Annotated in this window: 24 protein-coding genes; 15 read left to right on the forward strand and 9 right to left on the reverse strand. The window is 72.7% G+C overall.

Going from position 1 to position 24,222, the window contains the following annotated elements; all coding sequences use genetic code 11:
- Positions 1–52: 52 nt before the first annotated feature.
- From ACFWFR_RS05205 to ACFWFR_RS05235, 7 genes are all read right to left on the reverse strand, one after another.
- The gene (locus ACFWFR_RS05205; RefSeq protein ID WP_377621654.1) at positions 53–1,891 is read right to left on the reverse strand and encodes an acetyl/propionyl/methylcrotonyl-CoA carboxylase subunit alpha; all 1,839 of its coding nucleotides are present in this window, start codon (positions 1,889–1,891) and stop codon (positions 53–55) included.
- 236 nt (positions 1,892–2,127) lie between these two features.
- Positions 2,128–2,832: a nucleoside triphosphate pyrophosphatase gene (locus ACFWFR_RS05210; RefSeq protein WP_191803665.1), complete on the reverse strand. Its 705-nt coding sequence runs from the start codon at positions 2,830–2,832 to the stop codon at positions 2,128–2,130.
- Positions 2,829–4,583 (reverse strand): DUF885 domain-containing protein, encoded by a 1,755-nt coding sequence (locus tag ACFWFR_RS05215; protein ID WP_191803663.1) that lies wholly within the window; start codon positions 4,581–4,583, stop codon positions 2,829–2,831. Before ACFWFR_RS05215 ends, ACFWFR_RS05210 begins: the two co-directional genes overlap by 4 nt.
- A 52-nt stretch (positions 4,584–4,635) precedes the next feature.
- Positions 4,636–5,622 carry a hypothetical protein gene (locus tag ACFWFR_RS05220; RefSeq protein WP_377621656.1) on the reverse strand — a complete coding sequence of 329 codons (987 nt, stop codon included), beginning with the start codon at positions 5,620–5,622 and terminating at the stop codon, positions 4,636–4,638.
- Positions 5,619–5,885: an acyl-CoA carboxylase epsilon subunit gene (locus ACFWFR_RS05225; protein ID WP_318244526.1), complete on the reverse strand. Its 267-nt coding sequence runs from the start codon at positions 5,883–5,885 to the stop codon at positions 5,619–5,621. Before ACFWFR_RS05225 ends, ACFWFR_RS05220 begins: the two co-directional genes overlap by 4 nt.
- Positions 5,882–6,547, reverse strand: coding sequence for a hypothetical protein (locus ACFWFR_RS05230; protein ID WP_318244525.1), 666 nt, complete (start codon positions 6,545–6,547; stop codon positions 5,882–5,884). The genes ACFWFR_RS05225 and ACFWFR_RS05230 overlap by 4 nt, the downstream gene beginning before the upstream one ends.
- Positions 6,544–8,163, reverse strand: coding sequence for an acyl-CoA carboxylase subunit beta (locus ACFWFR_RS05235; RefSeq protein WP_377621658.1), 1,620 nt, complete (start codon positions 8,161–8,163; stop codon positions 6,544–6,546). The genes ACFWFR_RS05230 and ACFWFR_RS05235 overlap by 4 nt, the downstream gene beginning before the upstream one ends.
- Positions 8,164–8,343: 180 nt before the next feature.
- On the opposite strand from ACFWFR_RS05235, the gene ACFWFR_RS05240 reads away from it, so the two are divergent.
- A complete protein-coding gene (locus ACFWFR_RS05240) occupies positions 8,344–9,306 on the forward strand; it encodes a biotin--[acetyl-CoA-carboxylase] ligase (protein ID WP_377621660.1) in 963 nt (320 codons plus the stop codon).
- Positions 9,307–9,347: 41 nt separating this feature from the next.
- Positions 9,348–10,451, forward strand: coding sequence for an adenylate/guanylate cyclase domain-containing protein (locus ACFWFR_RS05245; protein ID WP_377617574.1), 1,104 nt, complete (start codon positions 9,348–9,350; stop codon positions 10,449–10,451).
- Between the two features lie 79 nt (positions 10,452–10,530).
- Here the strand turns inward: ACFWFR_RS05245 and ACFWFR_RS05250 are convergent, their stop codons facing one another.
- On the reverse strand, positions 10,531–11,274 hold the full coding sequence (locus tag ACFWFR_RS05250; protein WP_377617576.1) for an SOS response-associated peptidase: 744 nt from the start codon (positions 11,272–11,274) through the stop codon (positions 10,531–10,533).
- 127 nt (positions 11,275–11,401) lie between these two features.
- Here ACFWFR_RS05250 and ACFWFR_RS05255 point away from each other — a divergent pair, with 127 nt between their 5' ends.
- From ACFWFR_RS05255 to ACFWFR_RS05270, 4 genes are all read left to right on the forward strand, one after another.
- Complete coding sequence (locus ACFWFR_RS05255; RefSeq protein ID WP_377621662.1) at positions 11,402–11,794, forward strand: PadR family transcriptional regulator; 393 nt, start codon at positions 11,402–11,404, stop codon at positions 11,792–11,794.
- The gene (locus tag ACFWFR_RS05260) at positions 11,791–12,606 is read left to right on the forward strand and encodes a hypothetical protein (protein ID WP_377621664.1); all 816 of its coding nucleotides are present in this window, start codon (positions 11,791–11,793) and stop codon (positions 12,604–12,606) included. Before ACFWFR_RS05255 ends, ACFWFR_RS05260 begins: the two co-directional genes overlap by 4 nt.
- Before the next feature lie 136 nt (positions 12,607–12,742).
- The gene (locus ACFWFR_RS05265) at positions 12,743–14,026 is read left to right on the forward strand and encodes a multidrug effflux MFS transporter (RefSeq protein WP_191803650.1); all 1,284 of its coding nucleotides are present in this window, start codon (positions 12,743–12,745) and stop codon (positions 14,024–14,026) included.
- A gap of 100 nt (positions 14,027–14,126) precedes the next feature.
- Positions 14,127–15,404 carry an LCP family protein gene (locus tag ACFWFR_RS05270; RefSeq protein WP_377621666.1) on the forward strand — a complete coding sequence of 426 codons (1,278 nt, stop codon included), beginning with the start codon at positions 14,127–14,129 and terminating at the stop codon, positions 15,402–15,404.
- A 60-nt stretch (positions 15,405–15,464) separates the two neighbouring features.
- Here ACFWFR_RS05270 and ACFWFR_RS05275 read toward each other — a convergent pair whose 3' ends face one another.
- Positions 15,465–16,760 carry a pyridoxal phosphate-dependent aminotransferase gene (locus tag ACFWFR_RS05275; protein WP_377621668.1) on the reverse strand — a complete coding sequence of 432 codons (1,296 nt, stop codon included), beginning with the start codon at positions 16,758–16,760 and terminating at the stop codon, positions 15,465–15,467.
- Positions 16,761–17,124: 364 nt separating this feature from the next.
- Here ACFWFR_RS05275 and ACFWFR_RS05280 point away from each other — a divergent pair, with 364 nt between their 5' ends.
- From ACFWFR_RS05280 to ACFWFR_RS05320, 9 genes are all read left to right on the forward strand, one after another.
- Positions 17,125–18,369: a CpaF family protein gene (locus ACFWFR_RS05280; RefSeq protein WP_377621670.1), complete on the forward strand. Its 1,245-nt coding sequence runs from the start codon at positions 17,125–17,127 to the stop codon at positions 18,367–18,369.
- A gap of 1 nt (position 18,370) precedes the next feature.
- Entirely contained in the window at positions 18,371–19,231 is an 861-nt protein-coding gene (locus tag ACFWFR_RS05285; RefSeq protein ID WP_377621671.1) for a type II secretion system F family protein, read from the forward strand.
- Positions 19,232–19,269: 38 nt separating this feature from the next.
- Positions 19,270–20,178, forward strand: a complete 909-nt coding sequence (locus ACFWFR_RS05290; protein WP_225220314.1) for a type II secretion system F family protein — start codon at positions 19,270–19,272, stop codon at positions 20,176–20,178.
- A 198-nt stretch (positions 20,179–20,376) separates the two neighbouring features.
- Positions 20,377–20,562: a hypothetical protein gene (locus tag ACFWFR_RS05295; protein ID WP_191803837.1), complete on the forward strand. Its 186-nt coding sequence runs from the start codon at positions 20,377–20,379 to the stop codon at positions 20,560–20,562.
- A 37-nt stretch (positions 20,563–20,599) separates the two neighbouring features.
- On the forward strand, positions 20,600–20,968 hold the full coding sequence (locus ACFWFR_RS05300; protein WP_377621673.1) for a TadE/TadG family type IV pilus assembly protein: 369 nt from the start codon (positions 20,600–20,602) through the stop codon (positions 20,966–20,968).
- 161 nt (positions 20,969–21,129) lie between these two features.
- Positions 21,130–21,525, forward strand: coding sequence for a pilus assembly protein (locus tag ACFWFR_RS05305; protein WP_377621674.1), 396 nt, complete (start codon positions 21,130–21,132; stop codon positions 21,523–21,525).
- 65 nt (positions 21,526–21,590) lie between these two features.
- Positions 21,591–22,016, forward strand: coding sequence for a hypothetical protein (locus ACFWFR_RS05310; protein ID WP_377621676.1), 426 nt, complete (start codon positions 21,591–21,593; stop codon positions 22,014–22,016).
- 173 nt (positions 22,017–22,189) lie between these two features.
- On the forward strand, positions 22,190–22,840 hold the full coding sequence (locus ACFWFR_RS05315; protein WP_139107718.1) for a hypothetical protein: 651 nt from the start codon (positions 22,190–22,192) through the stop codon (positions 22,838–22,840).
- Positions 22,841–23,043: 203 nt separating this feature from the next.
- Complete coding sequence (locus tag ACFWFR_RS05320) at positions 23,044–24,192, forward strand: WxL protein peptidoglycan domain-containing protein (protein ID WP_377621678.1); 1,149 nt, start codon at positions 23,044–23,046, stop codon at positions 24,190–24,192.
- Positions 24,193–24,222 lie beyond the last annotated feature (30 nt).

Here is a 24,222-nt window from a genome sequence, read left to right on the forward strand (position 1 = left end):
CGCTCTTCGGAGCGTGCCGGCCGAACCCCGTCGGCGTCTCAGCGAAGAAGCGTCAGGCGGACGCCTCGGCGACGTCGGTGATCTCGCAGATCGAGGTGCCCGAGCTCACGCTCGCGCCGACCCCGGCGGTCAGGCCCGTGACGCGGCCCGCACGGTGCGCGACGAGGGGCTGCTCCATCTTCATGGCCTCGAGCACCACGATGAGGTCGCCCTCGGCGACCACGGCGCCCTCGGAGACCGCGACCTTGACGATCGTGCCCTGCATGGGCGAGGCCAGCGTCGTGCCGTTGCTCGAGCCCGCCTTGGTCGCCGAGCGACGCGCGGGGCGCCGGGCCGCGTTGGCCGAGCGGGCGCGGCCCGCCGCCATGCCGAGCCCCGCGGGGAGGACGACCTCGAGGCGCTTGCCGCCGACCTCGACGACCACCCGCTCGGTCGCGGGCGCTTCGTCCTCCTCGGCAGGAGTCTGGGCGGGCGTGGCGGGCGCGAGCTTGGTCAGCTCGTCGGCGAACGTCGTCTCGATCCAGCGCGTGTGCACGCGGAACGCCGAGTCGTCGGCGGGGACGAAGTCCTCGGAGTCCAGCACGGCGCGGTGGAACGGGACGACCGTCGGGATGCCCTCGACGACCATCTCGCGCAGCGCGCGACGTGCTCGCTGGACGGCCTCGAGTCGCGTGGCACCGGTCACGATGACCTTGGCGATCATCGAGTCGAACGCGCCGGAGATGACGTCGCCCTCGCTCACGCCGCTGTCGACGCGCACGCCCGGTCCGCTGGGGAAGTGCAGGCGCGTGATACGGCCCGGGGCCGGCAGGAAGTTCGCGGCCGGGTCCTCGCCGTTGATGCGGAACTCGAGCGAGTGCCCGCGCGTGGCCACCTGCGAGTAGCCGAGCGGCTCTCCCGCCGCGATGCGCAGCTGCTCGCGCACCAGGTCGATGCCCGTGACCTCCTCGGAGACCGGGTGCTCGACCTGCAGGCGCGTGTTGACCTCGAGGAACGAGATGGTGCCGTCGGCGCCCACGAGGAACTCGCAGGTCCCGGCGCCGACGTACCCGGCCTCGCGCAGGATCGCCTCGGAGGCCTTGTAGAGCTCGGCCTGCTGCTCGTCGGTCAGGAACGGCGCGGGGGCCTCCTCGACGAGCTTCTGGTGGCGGCGCTGGAGCGAGCAGTCGCGCGTCGAGACGACCACGACCGTGCCGTGCTCGTCGGCCAGGCACTGGGTCTCGACGTGGCGCGGGGTGTCCAGGTACCGCTCGACGAAGCACTCGCCGCGACCGAACGCCGCGGTGGCCTCGCGGACCGCGGAGTCGAACATCTCGTCGATCTCGTCGACCGTGCGCGCGACCTTGAGCCCGCGCCCGCCGCCGCCGAAGGCCGCCTTGATCGCGATCGGCAGGCCGTGCTCGGCGGCGAACGCGTGGACCTCGGTCGCGTCGGCGACAGGGTCCGGGGTGCCGGGGACCAGGGGAGCGCCCGCACGGTGCGCGATGTGCCGGGCGCTCACCTTGTCGCCGAGCGCGTCGATCGCGGAGGGGGGCGGGCCGATCCAGACGAGGCCCGCGTCGATCACGGCCTGGGCGAACCCGGCGTTCTCGGCGAGGAAGCCGTAGCCCGGGTGCACCGCGTCGGCGCCCGCACGGCGTGCGACGTCGAGCAGCTTGGCGACGTCGAGGTAGGTGTCGGCGGCGCGCGCGCCGTCGAGCGCGTACGCCTCGTCGGCGAGGCGCACGTGCAGGGCCTCGCGGTCGGAGTCCGCGTACACGGCGACCGACGCGATCGAGGCGTCGGCGCAGGCGCGGGCGATGCGGACCGCGATCTCCCCGCGGTTGGCGATGAGAACCTTCGACAGTCGTCTGGGCAGGCTGGTCGCGGGGTTCGTTGAGTTCACGGGCACGGCTCACGGTAACGCGTCGGGCGCCCTCGGTTCACGCTCCGACCACCGGTACCGGACAAGATTGGAGATCAGGCCAAGGCACACCGGGGTCGTTTGTAGGAACCCTCCATGGTCGGCGGGACGAACCGCCCCGGGGTCGGCCTGCGTTGTGCGGCCTCGACAAGCCGACGGCCCGCCCGCTCTGCCGCCCGGCGCCCGAAGGCGCGGCGCAGCGGAGCAGGCGGGCCGTCATCGGCTCACGCCCAGAGGTCGGTCCAGGCCACGTCGATCTCGCCGAGCAGCTCGCGCACGAGCGGCAGGCTGATGCCGACCACGCCGTGGTGGTCGCCCTCGATGCTCTCGACGAACGCCCCGCCCAGGCCGTCGACCGTGAACGCGCCGGCGACCGCGAGCGGCTCGCCCGTCGCGACGTACGCGGCGATCTCGGCGTCGGTCACGTCGGCGAAGTGGATCGTCGTCGAGCTGGTCGCGCCGAGCGTCGCCCCGCTGCCGCCGTCCTGCGGGTCGCGCAGGTCGACGAGCCAGTGCCCGGTGTGCAGCACGCCGGACCGGCCGCGCATCGCGCGCCACCGGGCGGTCGCCTCGTCGGCGTCCTTCGGCTTGCCGTACACCTCGCCCGCGAGCTCGAGCATCGAGTCGCAGCCGACCACGATCGGTGCGCTCTCCTCGGGCCCGACGGCGTCGCTCGCCTCGTCACGCTCGCGCGCCTCGCGCGTGAGCACCTGGGCGACCTCCTCGGCCTTCGCCTGGGCGAGGACGAGCACCGCGTCGGCGGGGTCGAGCGCACCGAACCGTGCGGTCGCGGCGTCGAGGACCGCGTCCTCGTCGAGCCCCGAGACCCGGACCTCGGGCGTGACGCCCGCCGAGCGCAGGGTCGCGAGCCTGGCCGGGGACTGCGAAGCCAGGAGCAGGCGGGGTGCAGGGGTGCTGGTGTCGCTCACTGCAGGGCTCCGCGCAGCACGTCGAGGCCGACCGAGCCCAGGTTCAGGGCACGCTCGTGGAACGCCTTGACGTCGAACTCCTCACCGCGGGCCTCCGCGGCCGCACGGGCGGCGTCGCGCGTCTGCTCCCACAGGCGCTGGCCGACCTTGTAGGACGGGGCCTGCCCAGGCCACCCGAGGTAGCGGTTGAGCTCGAAGCGCACGAACGACTCGTCCATGTTGACGTTGGCCTTGAGGAACTCCCAGGCCTTGTCGGCGTCCCAGCGCGGGTCCTCGGAGTCGCCGCGCCACTCCTCGGGCGCGTCGAGCCCGAGGTGCACGCCGATGTCGAGCACGACGCGGGCCGCGCGCATGCGCTGGCCGTCGAGCATCCCGAGCCGGTCGCCCGGGTCGTCGAGGTAGCCCAGGTCGGCCATGAGGCGCTCGGCGTACAGGGCCCAGCCCTCGCCGTGGCCCGAGACCCAGCACGCGAGGCGGCGCCACGAGTTGAGCGTGTCGCGCGCGGCGACGGCCTGGCCGCACTGCAGGTGGTGGCCCGGGACGCCCTCGTGGTAGACGGTCGTCTTCTCGCGCCACGTGTTGAACTCGGTCACGCCCGGCGGCACGGACCACCACATGCGCCCGGGGCGCGAGAAGTCGTCGCTCGGGGGCGTGTAGTAGATCCCGCCGGTCTGGGTCGGGGCGATCATGCACTCGAGGTCCAGGACCGGGGTGGGGATGTCGAAGTGCACGCCGTCGAGGGCCTGGATCGCGGCGTCCGAGGTCTCCTGCATCCACGCACGCAGCGCGTCCGTGCCGTCGAGCCTGCGGCTCGGGTCCGCGTCGAGGATCGCGACGGCCTCCTCGACCGTGGCGCCCGGGCCGGCGATCTGGGCGGCGACGGCCTCCTGCTCGGCGATGACGCGCGCGAGCTCCTCGAGGCCCCACTGGTAGGTCTCCTCGAGGTCGACCTCTGCGCCGAGGAAGTTGCGCGACGCGAGGGCGTAGCGCTCGCGCCCCACGCCGTCGGCCGTGGGGGCCTGGGGTGCGAGCTCGTCCTCCAGGAAGTCGGCGAGCCTGCCGTAGGCGGCCACGGCACCCGCCGCGCCGATCTCGAGCTCCTTGCGCACGAGCGAGCACGCCGCGGACTCGTCGAGCACGGCCGACGCCTCCTCGCCACGGACGAACGTGACGAAGAACGACGTCTCGGGGTTCGCGAGCTCGCGGGCCTGCTTGACGCCCTCGCGGACCTGGCGGATCGCCGCGACGTTGCCGCGCGCGGCACCGGCCGTGAGCGAGGCGATGTACCCGTCCATGGCTCCCGGCAGGGCCGCGAGACGGGCCGCGACGTTCTCCCACGCCTCGACCGTGCCCGTGGGCATCATGTCGAAGATGTCGCGCAGCTCCTGCAGCGGGGACGCGATGTTGTTGAGCAGCGCGAGGTCCTCGCCGGCCTCGTGCAGCTCGAGCGAGAGACCGACGCGCTCGCGCATCGCGGCGAGCGTGACCCGGTCGACGTCGTCGACGGGCTCGGCGTCCGCGAGCTCGGCCAGCACGGCCCGGTCCGCGGCCGCGAGGGCCTCGTACCCGGCGGGCGACAGGTCGGTCATGCGGTGGTCGTAGCCCGTGAGGCCCATGGCCGTGGCGGCGAGCGGGTTCAGGTCGGCGACCGTGAGCACGTACGCGTCGGCGATCGCGTCGATCGCGGAGGGCGTGCGGGGGGTCCTGGCGGTGGGGGTGCCGGGCTCGGCCGGCGAGGTGGGTGAGGTCACCCGGTAGAGGTTACTGCGTGGTACCCGCAGGGGTCGTCGTCCGTGAGGATGATCAGTCCTGGCGCAGGAGTCGTTCCGCCAGGTCGAGCACGGCCGACGGGGCGGTCAGCTCGAGCGACTGCGCACTGCCCCCGTCCGGGCCGATGTACACGAGCTCGTCAGCGTCCTCGAAGACGAGGACGGACCGCGTGCTGCCCGGGAGCGAGAGCTCGACGCGCACGGATCTCCACGCCCCGGTGGGCGCGACCTGCTCGGTGACAAGGCGGGGGTGCTCGGCGCCCGCCCGACCGAGGGCATCGAGGAGGTCCTGGTTCGTCGGCGCCGAGGACGGTTCGGCGTCACCGGCGGGCGCCGGGTCGGCGGTCCCGACCCCGGAGACGCCGGTCCCACCACCGGCCCGCTCCGGGTGCATCGCGGCGAGCAGGTCGTCCGCCCAGGCGCGCTGGTAGCGCACGAGCACGACGGCCGGCCGCCCTTGCGTACCCCGGGGGTACCAGACCGCGACGGGGTCGCCCGAGCGGGGGCCCTCCGTCATGGCGGGGACGGGCACCGTGAACGGTGCCCGGACGGGGACGTGGTCGACCGAGAAGGTGAGCCGACCGCTCACGAGCGTGGCGCCGTCGGGCAGCTCGCGCGAGGATCCTGAGGGAACCTGGTCCGCCTCGGCCGTGACGTCGACGAGCACCGAGCCCGTGGTGCGCTCGGCCGCCGTGAGCAGGGCGTCGCGTGCGCGGGTCTCGCGCTGCGCTTCGCGGTCGTCGAGGTACCGCGCGAGCGCGAGGACCGCGACGAGCAGGAGCAGGACGGTCAGGACGCCCAGCACCGCGGCCGGCAGGGGCCAGCCCTGCGACGGGGCGAGCTGCTGGTAGGCGACGAGCGCGACCGTCGGGACGGTCGGGACGATCCACGCCCACCGGCGCCAGCCGGTGCGGGCCGGGAGCGGCGGCACGGCGGGCCCGCTGCCGTCGGCCGTGAGCGGACGTTCGACGGCCCCGGGGCCGTCCGCGAGCTCGACCAGGACGGTCGTGGTCTGGCTCATGACTGCAGGCTCCACCGCCAGGAGTCGGCGTTGTGCCGACCCGCGCGGCCGCCGAAGCTCTTGGCCGTCGCGCCCGCCCCGGTCCCGCGCAGACCGCGCGCACGGTTGGTCCACTCGGACAGGGGCGCCTCGTCGTCGGGCACGTGCGAGGCCGCTGCGGCCGCCGCGAGCCCCGCGACGAGGGCCGCGACCTCGATGTCGTCGGGCGCGCCGCGCACGACGCGCAGCGAACGGCCCGACGGCGCCTCGGGCGTCCCGCTCACAGGCTGCCGTCCGTCGGGTCGTCCGCCGCGTCCCCGTACCCCTCGAAGTCGGCGGCCTCGCCGCGCGACGCGGCCCACTCGGGGATGTCGAAGCCGGCCTCGGCGAGGGCCGCGACGACCTGCTCGCCCGCGTTGTCGAGGAAGTCGATGACCGAGTCGAGCGAGGTGTCGGGCGTCGAGCCCGGTCCCACGACGAAGCCCAGGTAGAAGGGCTCGGCGACCTCGGGCGCCGGGGGCGCGTCCGCGTCGCCGCCCGCGCCGAGCTCCTCGTCCGAGGCCCACACGAGCGAGGTGAGGTCCGGGTGCATGCCGAGCGAACCGTGCAGCGCGTCGTAGACCTGGGCGTTGAGCGTGCTGATGCGCGCCTCGAGGGCAAGGACACGGGGGTCCTCGTCGGCCTCGGACGCACCGAACTCGGAGCGCACACCCACCGCGGTGCCGATGTAGTCGTGCAGGGCTGCGGCCAGGGCGTCGACCGCGGCGTGCAGCGGCGCCTCGTCGACCGGGCCGAGCGGCTCGGCGCCGTGCGACACGCTGTCGTGCCCGTTGTCGGGGTGGTCGTGGCCCTCGTGGCCGTCGCTCGTGTGCTCGTCGGGCATGTCGTCCTCGCGGTTCGTCTCGTGGTTCGCGTCGTCGTGCGGTGCTGGGGTTCCCGCGGTCACAGCGGGATGTTGCCGTGCTTCTTGGGGGGCAGGCTCGCCCGCTTGGTGCGCAGCGCGCGCAGCGCGCGCACGACCTGCACGCGGGTCTCCGACGGACGGATCACCGCGTCGACGTAGCCGCGCTCGGCCGCGTCCCAGGGGTTCACGATGGCCTCCTCGTACTCGCCGACCAGGCGTGCCCGCTCGGCGTCGACGTCCAGCCCTGCGTCCGCCGCAGCCTTGAGGGTGCTGCGCTGGAGGATGTTGACCGCGCCGCCGGCGCCCATCACGGCGATCTGGGCGGTGGGCCACGCGAGGTTCACGTCCGCGCCGAGCTGCTTGGAGCCCATGACGATGTACGCGCCACCGTACGCCTTGCGCGTGATGAGCGTGACGAGCGGGACCGTGGCCTCGGCGTACGCGTAGATGAGCTTGGCGCCGCGACGGATGATGCCCTGGTGCTCCTGGTCGACGCCCGGCAGGAAGCCCGGGACGTCCACGAGGGTCAGGACGGGGATGTTGAACGCGTCGCACGTGCGCACGAACCGCGCGGCCTTCTCGGCCGCGTCGATGTCGAGCGTCCCGGCCATCGCGAGGGGCTGGTTGGCCACGACGCCGACCGACTGGCCCTCGACGTGCCCGAACCCGATCAGGACGTTCTTCGCGAAGAGCGGCTGCACCTCGAGGAAGTCGCCGTCGTCCAGGACGTGCTCGATCACGGTGCGCATGTCGTACGGCTGCGAGTCCGAGTCGGGGACCAGGGTGTCGAGCTCGAGGTCCTCGTCCGTGACCTCGAGCTCGGTGTCCTCGGGCGGGAAGCCGGCGGCGTCCGAGAGGTTGTTCTGCGGCAGGTAGCCGATGAGGTGGCGCACGTAGTCGATCGCGTCGTCCTCGTCGGTGCCCATGTAGTGCGCGACGCCCGAGCGCTCGTTGTGGGTGCGTGCCCCGCCGAGCTCCTCGAACCCCACGTCCTCGCCCGTGACCGCACGGATCACGTCGGGGCCCGTGATGAACATGTTCGACGTCTGGTCGGCCATGACGATGAAGTCGGTCAGGGCGGGGGAGTACACCGCGCCGCCCGCGCTCGGGCCGAGGATGAGCGAGATCTGCGGGATGACGCCCGAGGCCGCGACGTTGCGCCGGAAGATCTCGGCGAACTGCGTGAGCCCCGCGACCCCTTCCTGGATACGCGCGCCACCGCCGTCGGAGATCCCGACGAGCGGGACGCCCGTGCGCAGGGCCAGGTCCTGGACCTTGGTGATCTTCTGGCCGTGCACCTCGCCGAGGCTCCCGCCGAAGACCGTGAAGTCCTGCGAGTAGATGCACACCTGACGACCGTCGACGGTCCCGTACCCCACGACCACGCCGTCGCCCGCGAGCCGCTTCTTCTCGAGCCCGAAGTTGGTCGAGCGGTGCTTGGCGAACGCGTCGAGCTCGACGAAGCTGCCCTCGTCGAGCAGGGTCTCGATGCGCTCGCGGGCCGTCTTCTTGTTCCGGGCGTGCTGCTTGGCGCGGGCCGCCTCCTCGGGTGCGACGGACGCCTCGGCGCGCCGACGGTCGAGGTCGGCGAGCTTCGCTGCGGTGCCGATGAGCTGACCGGTGGGGGCCGGGGTGGTGCCGGCGACAGGTTCGTTCACGCAGACGAGCCTAGTTGGTGGGTGGGACCAAGCGGGTGCGGGGGATCGCACCGGCGTCCGCGTCGGCGTTGGAGGGTTCCCACAAACCGTTGCGGCGCGGTGCCCGTGGTCGTGCGAGACGCCCCCTCGTCGCGCGGGTGGTGCTGCCGTGCTCCGGGCGCGTCCGTGCATGATGGGGGCATGACGACTGCCGACCACCCTGCGCTGCGCCCCGACTTCCTGCGGGACCTGCTCGTCGTCCCGCACGGCCCGCTCGAGCGCCTCGAGGTCGTCGAGGAGTCCGTCTCGACCAACACCGAGCTGGCCGCGGCCGTGGCCCAGGACCCCCAGGCGTGGCCTGCACCCGCGCTGCTCGTGGCCGAGCACCAGGTCGGTGGGCGGGGCCGTGCGGGGCGCACCTGGGAGACGCCCGCGCGGACCGCGCTGACGGGTTCGCTCCTGGTCCGGCCCGACGTGCCGCGCGAGCGCCTGAGCTGGCTGCCGCTGCTCGCGGGCCTCGCGACGGTCCGGTGCCTGCGCGCGACCGCGGGCGTCGAGGCCGTGGTCAAGTGGCCCAACGACGTGCTCGTCCCGGCGCCGGGCGCGGCGGCCGACGGAGGCCGCGGGGCAGCGGAGGAGGTCGAGGGCTGGGGGACGCGCCGCAAGGTCGCGGGCATCCTGTGCGAGCTCCTGCCCGACGGCGGAGCGATCGTGGGCGTCGGGCTCAACGTCCTGCAGAGCGAGGGCGAGCTCCCGGTCGCCTCGGCCACCTCGCTCGCCCTGGTGGGGGCTGCCACGACGGACCGTGAGGTCCTGCTGACGGCGCTCGAGGAGTCGTTCGCGCAGACGCTCGGCCGCTGGCAGGACGCGGGAGGCGACGCCGAGGCTGCGGGGCTCGTCGCGGAGTGCGTCGAGGTGAGCGCCACGCTCGGCGCGCACGTGCGGGTCGAGCTCACGGGGGGTGGGCAGGTGATCGGCGAGGCGTTCGGGTTCGGGCCCGACGGGTCGCTGCTGGTCCGTGAGGGGGACGGGACGACCCGTTCGCTGCACAGCGGCGACGTGCACCACCTGCGTGCGGGGTCGGGGGACGCGGCCGGCTCGGGGACCGGTGGAGCAGCCCCCGCGGGCCCCGCCGGAGGCCCCGTCGGTGCGCAAGCGGGGTGAGCGGGCCAGGGCCTGGGGCCGTACTGAACTAGGATCTGTCTGTGACGCACGACATCCCTGAGGCAGCCGAAGAGACCACCGAGACGACGAAGGCAGCCGAGGAGAGTCGAGCGGAGAGCCCCGTCGTCCCCGAGCGGGCGACGGTCGAGGCCGACGTCGACGCGGCCCTCCTGGGCGGGCCCCGCGCCCTCACGGTCGAGGGGCTCGCGGAGCGGGCCGGGCTCACCGAGAAGCAGGTGCGCTCGTACTGGCAGGCGCTCGGGCTCCCGATCACCGAGGAGCAGGAGCAGATGTTCACCGAGGACGACGCGGTCGCCCTCGAGCAGATCTACTCGGTCGCCGAGCGCGAGCAGTTCGACGACCGGTCGTTGACGACCCTCATCCGGTCGATGGGCCACACGACCGAACGGCTCGTGCTCTGGCAGGTCGAGGCGCTCGTCGAGCACATGACCAAGCGGTTCGACCTCGACGACACGAGCGCCCGGCTGCTCGTGCTCGACCGGCTCCCGGACCTCGCGCCCGTGCTGGAGACCCAGCTGAGCCACGCGTGGCGCCGCCAGCTCGCGGCCGTGGCGGCGCGGTTCGCGGTCGAGTTCTCCGAGGCCCGCGCGGGTGACGTCACCGACTCCCAGGAGCTGCCGCTCCCGCGGGCGGTCGGGTTCGCCGACATCGTCTCGTTCACCAAGCGCACGGCCGGGCTCGGGTCGAGCGAGCTCGCCGAGTTCGTGCAGCTCTTCGAGACCCGGGCGCGCGACGTCATCACGGCGGCCGGCGGCCGCGTCGTCAAGACCATCGGGGACGCGGTCCTGTACGTCGCCGACGACGTCGCGACGGGGGCCAAGGTGGCGCTCGGCCTCGCCGAGGAGGGCGAGCGGGCCGGCGAGGGGATCGAGGTCCCGCCCGTACGGGTCAGCCTCGTCTGGGGCCGGGTGCTCTCGCGCTTCGGCGACGTGTTCGGACCGTCGGTCAACCTCGCGTCGCGGCTCACCGAGATCGCCGAGCCCGCGACCGTGCTCATCGACCGCGAGACGGCCGCCCTGCTCTCGCGGGACTCGCGGTTCGCGCTGACGGCCCAGCCCGAGCGTGAGGTCCATGGCCTGGGAGTGATCGAGCCCGTGCGCCTGCAGTGGGCGTACAAGGGCTGACCGGCACTCCGGCCGCTGCGGCTCGACGGACCGACCATGGGGCCGTGCGGGCCCGGCGTCGCGGGGCCGAGGCCCGGCCTCAGACCGCGAGGACCAGCTCTGGGCCGTTGTTGGCCACGCTGTTGACCAGCGGCGCGACCTCCTGCGCCGTCATGCGCACCTCGGGGGCGACCAGCAGGCCCGCGGCCTCGTCCTTGCCGACGGCAGGGTCGAGCCACGCGTCCCACAGGTCCGGGGCGAGCGACAGCGGCATGCGGTCGTGGATCGACGCGAGCGCGGGGGCGGCGGCGGTCGTCACGATGGTGGTCGACACGAGCCAGCGTGCGGGATCGTCGTCCGCCTTGGTCCGGTCGCGCCAGAACTCGTAGAGCCCCGCGAACGCCGCGACCGCCGACCCGTCGGGGTGGATGAAGAACGGCTGCTTGCTGACCTTGGGCTTGCGGGCTGTCGATCCGGGGGCCGGGGGAGTCTCGATCCGGCGCCACTCGTAGTAGCCGTCGGCGGGAACCAGGCAGCGCCGGGCCGCGAACGGCTTGGCGAAGGCGGGCTTGTCCAGCAAGGACTCCGCGCGCGCGTTGATCATGCGTGCACCGACGCCCGGGTCCTTGGCCCAGCTCGGCACGAGGCCCCAGCGGGCCACCCGCAGCGACCGGCGGACCTCTCCTGTGTCCTTGGCCGCGCGCTCGACCACGATCCGCACGGGGTCTGTCGGGGCGACGTTCCAGGAGGGCGGCAGGAGGCGCGCGTCGTCGGCGAGGTCGGCGATCGCGAACTCGTCGGCCAGGTCCTGGGCGTCCCGGAAGGAGGCATAGCGTCCGCACATGTCTTCCAGGATGCCTCGGGCCACCCACGCGGCGCTGCCGCAGCGCACGGGGAGGGGGGAGCGGCGTCGTCGGGCATGCTGCGACAACTAGATTGACAGCCTGACTAGTTCGCGACACTATCTAGTCATGCCCGAGAACACCTGGCCCAGCGAGTGGCTGCGCGGCGTCCTGGACGTGTGCGTGCTGCGCATCCTCGCCGCCGGCCCCACCTACGGGTACGCGATCGCCGCGCGCCTCGCCGACGCCGGGCTCGGCGCCATCAAGGGCGGCACGCTCTATCCCCTGCTGGGACGCCTCGAGGCCGGGGGGCTCGTGACGGTCGAGTGGCGGGCAGGCGACGGTGGACCCGGGCGCAAGTACTACGACCTGACCCCTGCGGGGCATGACGAGCTCGCCCATCGCGCCACGCTGTGGGACGCGTTCACCCGCACGACCCGCGACCTCGTCGGGGGCGTGCAGGCGGACGGCCCCGACGACGGGCCCGTCCGCCCGTCCACCCAGACCGAGGAGACCCGATGACCCGCACGAGCGAGGAGCGGACCGCTGCGCGCTACGAGATCGAACGACGGCTCGCGCCGCACGTCGACGAGAGGTGGGCAGAGGCCTTCGTGATCGAGCTGAGGCTCCTCGACGTGGCGGGGGGCTCGCTCGGCGCCGCGCTCGCGGAGGTCGAGTCGCACTGCGTCGAGAGCGGGGAGTCGGCCGCAGACGCGTTCGGAGACCCTGTGGCCTACGCGCGCAGCCTCGGCCTGCCCCCGCAGCGCGAGGGGCGCTGGGATGCCGTCCAGGTCCTCGGGCCGGTCGGCACCCAGTTCGTGGGGCTGCTCGTCCTCGGCTGGGGTGTCTCCTCGATCGTCCTGGCGCGCCGTGAGGGCGGGGCGGACCCGGGCGTCGAGGTGACGTTCGGGATGCTCGCCCTGCTCGTGGCGTTCGAGGTCGCGATCATGCTCTTCTACCGGCACAGCTCGGCGGTGCTCCGGTCCGTGCTGGGCCGGCCCGTCGTGTCCGTCGTCGTGCTGACGGGGCTCGTGGCGGCGGTCGCCGTGGGTGCGGTCCTGCTGGACGGCGTGCTCGTGACGCTCCCGGCGTGGCCCGTGGCCGTCGCGGGGGCGCTCGTGCTCGTCGGGGGGACCGCGTGGAGCCTGGTCCAGGCCCGTCGGGGCACGCTCGAGGACCCGATCCTCTCGCCCGTCCCGACGGCCGGCGCCGTCGACGAGGAGCGTGTCGGGAAGGGCGCGGGCGAGCGGCTCCTCTCGGCGAGCGTCACGTGGATCTTCCCGCTCCTCGCCCTCGCGTCCCTCGGGGCGACGTGGCTCGTGGCGGGGCGCTGACCGCAGCGGCAGCCCCGGCCGGCCGGGGTGGGCGCGTGGACGGGGAGCCGCGCGGTGCAGCACTGTGTCGTACTCCGCACGCCGTACCCACCGCTGATGGCTCGGGGCAATCATCGAATCGTTATGATTGGCTCCCGTGAGCAACCCGCCGGCAGGAAACGCCCCGACCCAGCAAGCGCCCTCCACGGGCGCCGTCCGTAGCACCCCCGCACGCAGGTCGGGCCGCTCCACGGTCAAGTGGGTCCTCCTGCTCGGCGCGCTCGCGGCGCTCCCGGCCTTCACGGTCGACATGTACCTGCCCCTCCTGCCCGACGTCGCCACGGATCTCGACGCGAGCCCTGCGCTGGCTCAGCTCACCCTCGCGGGGATGCTCCTCGGCGGCGCCGTCGGGCAGCTCGTGGTCGGACCGCTCTCCGATCGCTACGGCCGACGCGCGCCCGTGGTGATCGGCCTCGCGCTCCACGTCGTCACCTCGATCCTCTGTGCCGTCGTGCCGGGCATCGGATGGCTCATCACGCTGCGCGTGCTCCAGGGCTTCTTCAACGCCTCGGCGCAGGTCGTCTCGATCGCCGTGATCCGCGACCGGTTCACCGGGTCGGACGCGGCCCGCATCCTGTCGCGCCTCATGCTCGTGATCGGGCTCGCACCGCTCCTGGCGCCCACGTTCGGTTCGCTGATCGCCGCGCACGGGACGTGGCGCTGGGTGTTCTGGGTCCTCGCGGTGCTCGGAGCGGTCCTCGCCCTGATCGTCCTGCGCTTCATGCCCGAGACGCTCGAGACCGAGCGTCGCCAGACCGGAGGAGTGGGCAGCGTCTTCCGCGGGTACGCGACGTTGCTGCGCGACCGCCACTTCCTCGCGCTCGCGGTCCTCCCGGGGCTCGGCCAGGCGGTCCTCATGAGCTACGTCGTCGGGTCCCCGTTCGTGCTCCAGGAGGGCTACGGGCTCACGCACGGACAGTTCGCGGCGCTGTTCGCGGTCAACGGGATCGGTCTCGTGATCTCCGCGCAGGTGAACGCCTCGCTCGTGCGCAGGGTCGCCCCCATCCGGATCCTGCGCACGGCCCTCGTCCTCCAGTCGGTGTTCGCGGCGGGGCTGCTCGTGGTCGCGCTCACCGGGGCGGGCGGGCTGATCGGTCTCCTCGTCGCGCTCTGGCTCACGCTCTCGCTCCAGGGCCTCATCCCCGCCAACGCGTCTGCCCTGGCGCTGACCCGTCACGGCGAGCGGGCGGGCACCGCAGCAGCCGTCATCGGGGCGTTCCAGGCCGGCGTCGCGGGCCTCGTGAGCCCCCTCGTGGGCGTCCTCGGCGGCGACGAGGTGGCCATGAGCTCGGTCATGCTCGCCGCGGTGGTGGCCTCCCTGCTGGTGCTCGGGCTGGCCACCCCGGCCTTCCGCAAGGGCGGTTGGCACCTGCCGACCTGACGGTCGAGGGGCCGACCTGCGCCCCGCGGCGACGGGACACTTCACACTTCCTTTGCACGGCGCGAAGGCCGCACCCTTCCCGTACCTCTAGGCTCTTCCCATGCCCAGCCCGAAGTCCGCCCCGAAGAGCGGCCCTCATCACGCGCGCACCCAGCGCACGCACAAGGCGCTTCGCGTCGTCGGAATGGTCACGACCGGATGCCTGGCTTTCGCCGGGACGGCCGCGGCCGCGATGTACGCCGACTTCCAGAGCGCGGTGACAGTGAGCGACGTGTCGGCACTCGTCAAGGGGCCTTCCACCCCTGAGCCGCCGGCCGACCCGAACGACCCGTACGCGGGTCAGGCTCTCAACATCCTCGTCATGGGTACCGACTACCGCGACGAGGAGAACGCAGAGCTCGCAGGGGCCGAGGACGGCATGCGTTCCGACACGACGTTCGTGGTGCACGTCTCCGGAGACCGGACGCGCATGGAGGTCGTCTCCATCCCGCGCGACTCGCTCGTCGACATCCCGGCGTGCAACCTCTCGGACGGCCGCACCACGCGCAAGCAGAACGACGCGATGTTCAACTCGGCCTTCGAGATCGGGTCGGGCGGGGTCGACGACATGGTGGGCGCGGCGGCATGCACGATCACGACCGTGCAGGAGCTGACCGGGTTGACGATCACCGACCACGTCGTGGTCAAGATGACCGGCGTCATCGGCGTCGTCGACGCTCTCGGAGGAGTACGCATGTGCTTCCCCGAGCCGGTCGTCGGGGGCCCGCACTCGCGCGACCTCAACATCGCCGCAGGCGAGCAGGTGCTCGACGGGCGGACGGCCATCAGCTTCCTGCGTGCGCGCAAGGGCACCGGCATGGGGCTCGAGATGGGGAGCGACCTCGCCCGGATCGCCCGGCAGCAAGCCTTCCTGGACTCGATGATGCGTGAGCTCCTGTCCAAGAACATCATCACCGACACCCCGCAGCTCTACGCCCTCATCAAGGCTGTGCTCTCCTCGATCAGCGCCAACCCGGAGCTCGCGGGCCTCGACTCTCTGGCCGGTCTCGCCTTCTCGCTCAAGGATCTCGACATGAACGAGATCGTCTTCACCGAGCTGCCCGTCGTCGAGGCACCCACCGACAAGAACCGTGTCGTGTGGACCAAGGACGCCCAGGCGATCTGGGACCGCATGTCCGCCGACGCACCGCCTCCCGGGCACGAGACCCCTGCACCCACCGACGTGGTGCCGGACACGGGTGCGGTCCAGGGCACGGACCCCGCGGCCGGGACGGACCCCGCGGCGGGGACAGACCCTGGCACCGGGGCCGGCACCGGCGAGGTCGCTCCTCCGGTCACGCCTCCCGTGGTCGAGGAGCGGTTGCCGGGCGTCTGCTGACACCTCGCACGCGGGGAGCCGCCGCTCGGGGCACTCGCGCGAGGGGGGCGGGTCGCGCGTCTAGCGACCGTCGCGCAGCGCTCTGAGGCGACCGACCGCGTCGCGGAGCACGTCCTCCCGCTTGACGAACGTGAAGCGGACGCGCGAGGCCAGGGCGCGCGCCGTCGTCGGGCTGTCCGGGACGTCACCCGGCGCGCCCGGCGCACGGCAGAACGCGCTCACGGGCACGCCCACGACGCCCGCGAGGTCCGGGAGCCGGCGGCACAGCTCGACACCGTCGTCGAAGCCCAGCGGGGCGCCGTCCGCGACCACGAAGTACGTCCCACGGGGGACGACGACCTCGAACCCCGCCGCCACGAGCCCCTCGCACAGCAGGTCCCGCCGGGTCGCGAGCGACGCGGCCAGGGCGCGCGGCGCCTCGTCGTCGGCGAGCGCCTGGGCGATCGCGGGCTGGAACGGTGCCCCCGACGTGTACGTCAGGAACTGCTTGACGGTCCGCACGGCCTCCACGAGGTGTGCCGGGCCGTGCAGCCACCCGATCTTCCAGCCCGTGAACGAGAAGGTCTTGCCCGCCGAGGAGATGGTGATCGTGTGGTCGGCCATGCCCGGCAGGGTCGCGACGGGCACGTGCTCGGCGTCGTCGAACACGAGGTGCTCGTAGACCTCGTCGGTCACCACGATCGCCCCCACGGAGCGGGCCGCGTCCGCGACGACCTGCAGCTCGGTGCGGGTCAGGACCGTCCCGGTCGGGTTGTGCGGCGTGTTGACGAGGACCAGCCGGGTCCGCGGCCCGACGGCGGCACGCACCTGGGCAGGGTCGAGGCGGAAGCCGTCCGGGGTCGGGTGGAGCGGCACGGTCACGTGCGTGGCCCCCGCGAGCGCGACGACGGCCGCGTGGGAGTCGTAGAAGGGCTCCAGGGTCACGACCTCGTCGCCCGGCCCCGCGAGGGCCAGGACGGTGGCTGCGAGCGCCTCAGTGGCCCCCGTGGTGACCAGGACCTCGGTGTCCGGGTCCAGGTCCAGGCCGTAGTGGCGGCGCTGGTGGTCCGCGACGGCCCGGCGCAGCTCGGGGATGCCCGTTCCCGGCGGGTACTGGTTGTGCCCGTCCTCGATCGCGCGGATCGCGGCCTGCTTGATCGCGTGCGGACCGTCGACGTCCGGGAAGCCCTGGCCCAGGTTGATCGCGCCCGTGCGTGCCGCGAGGTTCGTCATCTCGGCGAAGATCGTCGACGCGACCGTGCCGTCGGCGCGCAGGAGACCCGTGGCGGCCGCGGCCGCACGCCAGCGGCCCGGGACCTGGGGCGAGGACCGGGGGTGCTGCGGGGGGTCCGAGGCTGCGGGGTGGGGCGTCGACATGACCACGACCCTAAGCCGGGCGGCGCCGGGTGCGCGCTGGTGCTGCCGCCGTGAGGCGTCGGCGCGTCGCGGCGCCGGGGCGCCGGGTGGGCTCCGGGCGCCCGAGCGAGCGTGGCGGGACGCCGACGAGCGTGACCTGGCGCGATCCGGTGCGATCAGGCGGAGCGAACGTGACGGTGACCACATTCCGGACAGTCCGGGGTGGTCGAGGCGCGGAATCCCGCCGGTCCTGACCTGCCGTCCACAGGGCGCGTGCGCAGCTGGGGCGATGTGCCCTAGTGTCGGCGCTCAGCCGCCCTGCGACGTCGGGGCCGCTGGCTGCGCGGGGGGCGTGCAGGGGGACGCAAGGGGGCGTGACGACGACATGAGCACCAGCGGTGTGACGATCCTCGAGACTGAGGTGCGCGAGCTGATCCGCCGACGTGGCGTGGACCCGGTGCGGGACAAGGACGGGATCGACCGCCTCGTCGCCGATGCGCTGGCCGACTACGACTCCCGGACCGCGCTCGGTGTCGTGCCCGCGCTCGCCGACGCGCAGGGGGCGGTGCGTGCGGTCCTCGACGCCGTCGCCGGCCTCGGCCCGCTCCAGAAGTACCTCGACGACCCGGAGGTCGAGGAGATCTGGATCAATTCGCCCGCCAAGGTGTTCGTCGCCCGGGGCGGGAACGCCGAGCTCACCTCGACCATCCTGACCTCGACGCAGGTACGCGACCTCGTCGAGCAGATGCTCAAGTCCTCCGGCCGGCGTCTCGACCTCTCGAGCCCGTTCGTCGACGCCGCGCTGCCGGGCGGGGAACGTCTCCACGTGGTGATCCCGGACGTGACCCGCGAGCACCTCGCGGTGAACATCCGCAAGCACGTCGTGCGCGCTTCGCACCTGGACCACCTGGTGCGGCTGGGGTCACTGACCCCGCACGCAGCGGCGTTCCTTCATGCCGCGGTCCAGGCGGGCCTCAACCTCCTCGTCGCAGGGGCGACCCAGGCGGGCAAGACGACCATGCTCAACGCTCTCGCCGGTTCGATCCCGTCCCAGGACCGGGTCGTCACGTGCGAGGAGGTGTTCGAGCTGCGGTTCGCGGTGCGGGACATCGTCTCGATGCAGTGCCGTCAGCCGAGCCTCGAGGGGACCGGTGAGATCCCGCTGCGCAGGCTCGTCAAGGAGGCCCTGCGCATGCGTCCCGACCGCATCGTGATCGGGGAGGTGCGCGAGGCGGAGAGCTTCGACCTGCTGATCGCCCTGAACGCGGGCGTTCCTGGGATGTGCACGATTCATGCGAACTCGGCGAGAGAAGCGATCTCGAAGATGTGCACGCTGCCCCTGCTCGCCGGTGAGAACGTGTCGGACCGCTTCGTGGTACCCACGGTCGCGGGCGCCGTGGACGTCGTCGTGCACCTCGGGGTGACCGTTGACGGCCGGCGTGAGGTCCGCGAGATCGTGGGGGTGACGGGACGCGTGGAGCAAGGGGTCGTCGAGGTCTCGGACCTGTTCCACCGGTCCGGTGGTCGGCTGGTCCGCGGTGACGGGTTTCCGCCGGCCGAGGACCGCTTCGCGCGCGCGGGCGTCGACCTGGTGGCGCTCATGTCGGCGCAAGGTGCGGGGCAGGGCTGACGTGGGGGTCGTCGTCGGTCTGTTGCTGGGCGCGGGGATCGTCTGCCTGTGGTCCTCCTGGTGGGAGCCGCGCTCACGTGCGCCCCGGAGGACGGACGGCTGGTCCGCCCGTACCCAGGACGTCCTGGTGCAAGCGGGGCTTGCGAGGGTCTCGCCGCGGGCACTCGTCGTCGGGAGCGTGGGGTCCGGGCTCTTCGTCCTCCTCGTCGGGTTCGCCGTGACGCGTGCCCTGCCGATCGCCGTGTGCTTCGCGTTGTTCGCGGCGCTGGCCCCGGTCACCATGGTGCGTTCCCGGGCTCGAAGGCGACGGACGGAGCTGCGGGACGTGTGGCCGGAGGCGGTCGACCACCTGGCGTCGGGCGTCCGTGCGGGCCTCTCCCTCCCCGAGGCGGTGGGGCAGCTCGGAGAGCGGGGTCCTGTCGAGCTGAGGGAGCCGTTCGCGCAGTTCGCCCGGGACTTCCGGGCGTCCGGCCGGTTCGGCGACTGTCTGGACGCGCTCAAGGTGCGGCTCGCAGACCCGGTCGCGGACCGGATCGTCGAAGCGCTGCGCATGACCCGGGAGGTCGGTGGGACGGATCTCGGAAGGCTCCTGCGTACGCTCGCCCTCTTCCTGCGGGAGGACGCGAGGACACGTGGAGAGCTCGAGGCACGGCAGTCGTGGACCGTCAGCGGTGCGCGGCTCGCGGTGGCCGGCCCCTGGGTCGTCCTGGCCCTGCTGGCGACCCGACCCGAGACCGCGCAGGCCTACAACTCGTTGCAGGGGGTTGCGGTCCTCGGGGGAGGGGCCGTGTGCTCGCTCGTGGCCTACCGGCTCATGCGATGGATCGGCCGACTTCCCGAGGAAGCGCGGGTGCTGCGGTGAGCGGGGCGGCAGGTTCCGGGCTCCTGTGGACCGGGGCGATGGCAGGCGCCCTGTTCGGGTGGGGAGCCCTGGTGATCGTCTCTCGACTCCGGGCGCGGCGGGTCCGGCTCGACGAGCGGGTCGGCCCGTACCTGAGGCTCCACGGCGCGACCTCGGGCCTGCTGACGGAGACGTCGGCGGCGAGTCGGCTCTTCACGGGCGACAACGTCCTCGGGCTGAGGATCGCGGCGGCGGGCCGGCTGCTCGAGCGCTTCGGCTCCTCCCGGACCGAGGTGCGTCGTCGTCTCGACCGGGCCGGTTCGCGGGAGAGCGTGGACCAGTTCCGAGCCCGCCAGGTCGTGTGGGGCGCTCTCGGCCTTGCCGGCGGGCTGGTCTTCGCGCTCCTTCTCGCGGCCACGCGAGGGTCGTCGCCCGTCGTGCTCCTCCTGCTGGTGCTTCTCTGCGGGGTCGGTGGGCTGCTGGCCTGCGACCAGATGCTCACTCGCCGGATCGCTCGGCGCGAGGAGCGGATGCTCAGCGAGTTCCCGACGATCGCCGAGCTGCTCGCCCTGTCCGTCGGGGCTGGGGAGGGGCCGGTCGCTGCGATGGAGAGGGTTGCGGCCAGCGCGCACGGCGAGCTCTCCGTCGAGCTTGCGGCGACGCTCTCAGCCGTCCGGTCCGGGGCTCCCTTGTCCCGCGCGCTCGAGGACCTGGCCGACAGGACGACGCTCGCGAGCCTGACCCGTTTCGCCGAGGGTGTGGCCGTGGCCGTCGAGCGAGGTACTCCGCTGGCCGAGGTCCTCCGGGCTCAGGCCCAGGACGTACGCGAAGCGGGAAGGCGGGCGCTCATGGAGTCCGGTGGGCGCAAGGAGGTCCTCATGATGATTCCCGTCGTCTTCCTCATCCTTCCGGTCACCGTCGTCTTCGCCGTCTATCCGTCGATCGTGACCCTGCAGATCGGCCTCTGACCGTGGCCGACCGGGAGTACGGATCCCGGGAGCCTCCCGCTCCGGGCCCCCTGCCCGGCGCTCGAGGTGCGGCATGCCGAATCTGGTCGCACCGGCCGCGCCGATCGAAGGTGCTGTCGACTTGAACACTCGTCCTGGACGCCCGTCCAGGACAGGAACCGAGAAGAGAACGAGCGAGGAGCAGCCGTGCCACAGCAGGTGAAGGACTGGACGAGCAGACTGGTGCGCCGTGCCGGGGGCCGAGGCGCGGAACGGGGTGACGTCCCGGGATGGGTTCTGGTGACCCTCATGACGGCCGGGCTCGTCGTCGCCCTCTGGGCGGTGGCAGGACCCGCGCTCACGAGTACTTTCAGCGACGCGATCAGCAGCGTCAGCGGTCCCTGAGATGGGCCGAGACGCCAACCCGAGGGTGGTACGAGGGGTGGAGGACGGTTCTGCCGTCGTCGACTTCGTGCTGGTCTCGGTCCTCGTGGTGGCACTTCTCCTCGGCGTCGTCCAGGTGGTGCTCGCGCTCCACGTGCGCGCTGTCGTGATCGACAGCGCGGCCGAGGGGGCGCGCCTCGCGGGGCGGGCGGACCGCACGCCGGCGGACGGCGTCGAACGCACCCAGCAGCTGATCGATGCGGCGCTCTCCGACCGGTTCGCGCAAGATGTGACGGCACGCGAGGTCGAGCTCGGGGGGCTGCCGGTCGTGGAGGTGACCGTGACGGCACCGTTCCCGGTGGTCGGCCTCCTCGGTCCGGCGGGCACGCTGACGGTGAGCGGCCACGCCCTGGTGGAGGAGCCGTGAGGCGCCGGTCGTCGCCGGCCCACGGGGGTGAGATGTGCGGGGAGGTCGTCGGCCGGCGGGCCGACGCGCGGTCCGCGCGCCTCGACCGGGTGAATTTCTGTGCTCCCGCAGGGGGCCGGCGGAGGGCCGACACCGGCAACGCGCAGGTCGAGTTCCTCGGTGTGGCACTTGTCCTGATTCTTCCCGTCCTGTACCTGGCGCTGACCCTCGGTCGCATCCAGGCGGCAACCTTCGCTGTCGAGGGGGCTGCGAAGGAGTCCGCTCGCGCGTTCGTGACCGCGGACTCGGTGGCCGAAGGGCAGGCGCGTGCCGAGGTGGCCACCTCGTTGGCGCTCTCCGACCAGGGCTTCGAGGACGTCCTGCCGGCGGACGTGCTCGAGCTCGCCTGTTCCACCGACCCCTGCCTCGCCCCGGGGAGCGAGGTCGTGACGGTCGTGCGATATGACGTCGCCCTCCCCTTCGTCCCCGCGGGTATCCGGTCATGGGTCCCGCTGTCCGTTCCCGTCCAGGCCGTGCACACCTCACCGGTCGACAGGTATGCCGGGGATCGATCGTGACACGCAGCGATGCCGTTGCTGGCCCTTGGGACGCGCACGACCGAGAGCGTGAGAGTGGTCAGATCATGCTCCTCACCAGCATGTTCGTCGCGTTCGCGCTCGTCCTGGTGGCTGTCGTGGTCTCCGCGACGGGGGTCCACCTGGACCGCAAGCAGCTGTTCGACCTGGCGGACGCCTCGGCGCTGGACGCCGCCGACGCGATGCCGGCGGAGAGCGTCTACCAGGGTGGCCTGGCCGACCCGGTCGAGGGTGCTGTCCTGGTCCTGAGCGACGCGGACGTCGAGTCGTCGGTCCGGTCGTTCCTGATCGCCCACCCCGCCATGCTCGCAGGGCTGGACGAGGTCGAGATCGTCGAGGCCGGCACACCCGACGGGCGCACGGCGAGGGTCCGGCTGGCGGCACGATCTCGCCCGGTTCTCATCAGCTGGGTGACGCAGCTCTGGTCTGATGGCATCATCGTGCGTGCAGAGTCCAGTGCGCGAGCTTGGTGATCCACCCTGCCTTCCTACGAAAAGGTGTCGGGCGAGTGAACATGATTGAGTTAGCGCTAACATGATCGTTAACTTTCTTAACGAAAGGTGCGACTTTTGACTGGGGGCTGCCAAAACCGCCGGTTCGCCGCTATGGTGATCCGGTCCGACACCCTCCAACGACGGAGACTTACATGAATGCACGTGCAAGGAAGCAGTGGATCGCTGGCGGAGCGCTCAGCGCGATGCTGCTCGGGACCATCGCGATGGCTTCGTCGGCTGCGGCCGACGTGAACCAGGACGAGGACGTTCAGATCCAGGTCTCGGTCACCCCGGTCGGAGCGCTCACGCTCACGGTCGCCAACCCCTCCGTCACGCTGAACGAGTCCACCAGCGACGACATCTGGGCAGCGGGCAACCGTGAGTTCACGGGCACCCTCGACGGCGTCAGCGTCTCCGACGACCGCAACGACGTGGGTGCCGACGCGGCCTGGAACGTCAGCGGCCAGGTGAGCAACTTCGTGGCCGCCGGCCTGCCGGAGATCGACTCCGCCAACCTCGGCTGGGTCCCCGAGCTGACCAACCCCATCCCCGGCGACTTCAACGTCACCCCGGGTCAGCCGATCGCCGGTGAGCTCCAGGAGGTGCCGGACACCGAGGGTCCCGGTGGCGACTGGCTCACGGGCGGTGTCCAGGTCGGTGACCTCCTGGTCTCGTCCGGTTCGTCCGCCGAGGCCAACGGCCAGACGTTCGGCGTCAAGGCCGGGCTCAACCTGACCGTGCCGAAGAGCACCCCCTCCGGTGCGTACGCGTCGACGCTGACGCTGACGCTCATGGAGAGCTGACCGCTTCACGCGATCAGTGTCACGGACGGTGACGACACAGGGCCGGCGGTTCTCCGTCGGCCCTGTACCGTCTCCGGAGCAGGTAGACCGTTCGAGGATGATCGGAAGTCGCGGTGAGCAAGGTGGTGCAGAAGGTGTCTGGTGGTGTCGCGACGTCCGCGACAGGTCGTGGAGCGGGTCGGTTCCGCAGGAGCGTCCTGGGGTTGGGTGCCCTGTTGCTGGCGCTGGCCGGCGGGACCGGCGTCTCGCACGCTGACGCGAAGGACCCGGGCGAGATCAGGTTCTCGGTCACGACGGCGACGTCCGACGGACCGGACAAGCGGCGGATCTTCGACTTCGTCGCCGAGCCGGGAGAGCAGATCCAGGACCAGGTGGCCGTGTCGAACCACGGGGCGAGCCCGGTGACGTTCACCATGGTCGCCAACGACGGACTCTTCACGCCCATGGGCAAGTTCGACATCCGCACCTCGGACCAGGAGCCCCAGGACTCGGGCGGGTGGTTCGAGGTCCAGCCGACCGTGGACGTGCCTGCGGGCGAGACCGTGGTCGTGCCGTTCACCATCACGGTCCCTGAGGGCGCGACCCCGGGAGACCACCCGGCCGGCATCGTCGCGACCATCACCTCGGCGTCCACCGCAGCGGGACCGGGTGTCGGTGTCGAGAGCCGGGTAGGTGTCCGCGTCAACCTCCGTGTGCCCGGTGAGGTCGCTCCCTCGCTCGCGCTCACGGACGTCCGGGCGACGTACGAGCCGTCGTGGAACCCGTTCGCCCCCGGTTCCGTGCGGGTCGCGTACGACGTGACCAACGACGGGAACCTCCGTGTCGGCGCCGAGCAGCAGGCGCACGTGACCGGCCCGTTCGGCATCGGTGACACCGTGATCGACCGGGGGACCGAGGGCGTCGAGGAGCTGATCCCGGGGACCTCGCGTTCGACCGCGCTGGCCGTGGCAGGTATCTGGCCCGTCGGGCCCGTGACGACCGAGATCACCGTGACGCCCGCGCCGGTCAGCACGGGTGGGGCCGTCGACGTCCCGGTCGAGGCTCCGCTCGAGCCCGTCACGGTCACCGTGACGACCTGGGCGATCCCGTGGGTCCAGATCCTCCTCCTCGCGGCGGCGGCCGTCCTGGTGATCGGCCTGCGTGACAACCGCAAGCGCAAGAAGCAGCGCCTCGAGGCGCTGCTCGCCAAGGCGCGCGCCGAGGGTCGCGCGGCGGCCGGGTCGGGAGACGCGGACCGGGCGCCGAGCGGTGCCTCGGCACCGGCGGTGACGGTGCCCGAGGCGTCCTCGGCCGGGTCCGCGGACCGCGGCGACGTCTCGGTCGGGCCCGACGCTCCGTCGTCGGGCGCGTGACGTGCTCGGTGCTCGGTGCCCGCCACGGCG

Source organism: Oerskovia sp. NPDC060287 (genome assembly GCF_042726775.1).
GTDB lineage: Bacteria > Actinomycetota > Actinomycetes > Actinomycetales > Cellulomonadaceae > Oerskovia > Oerskovia merdavium.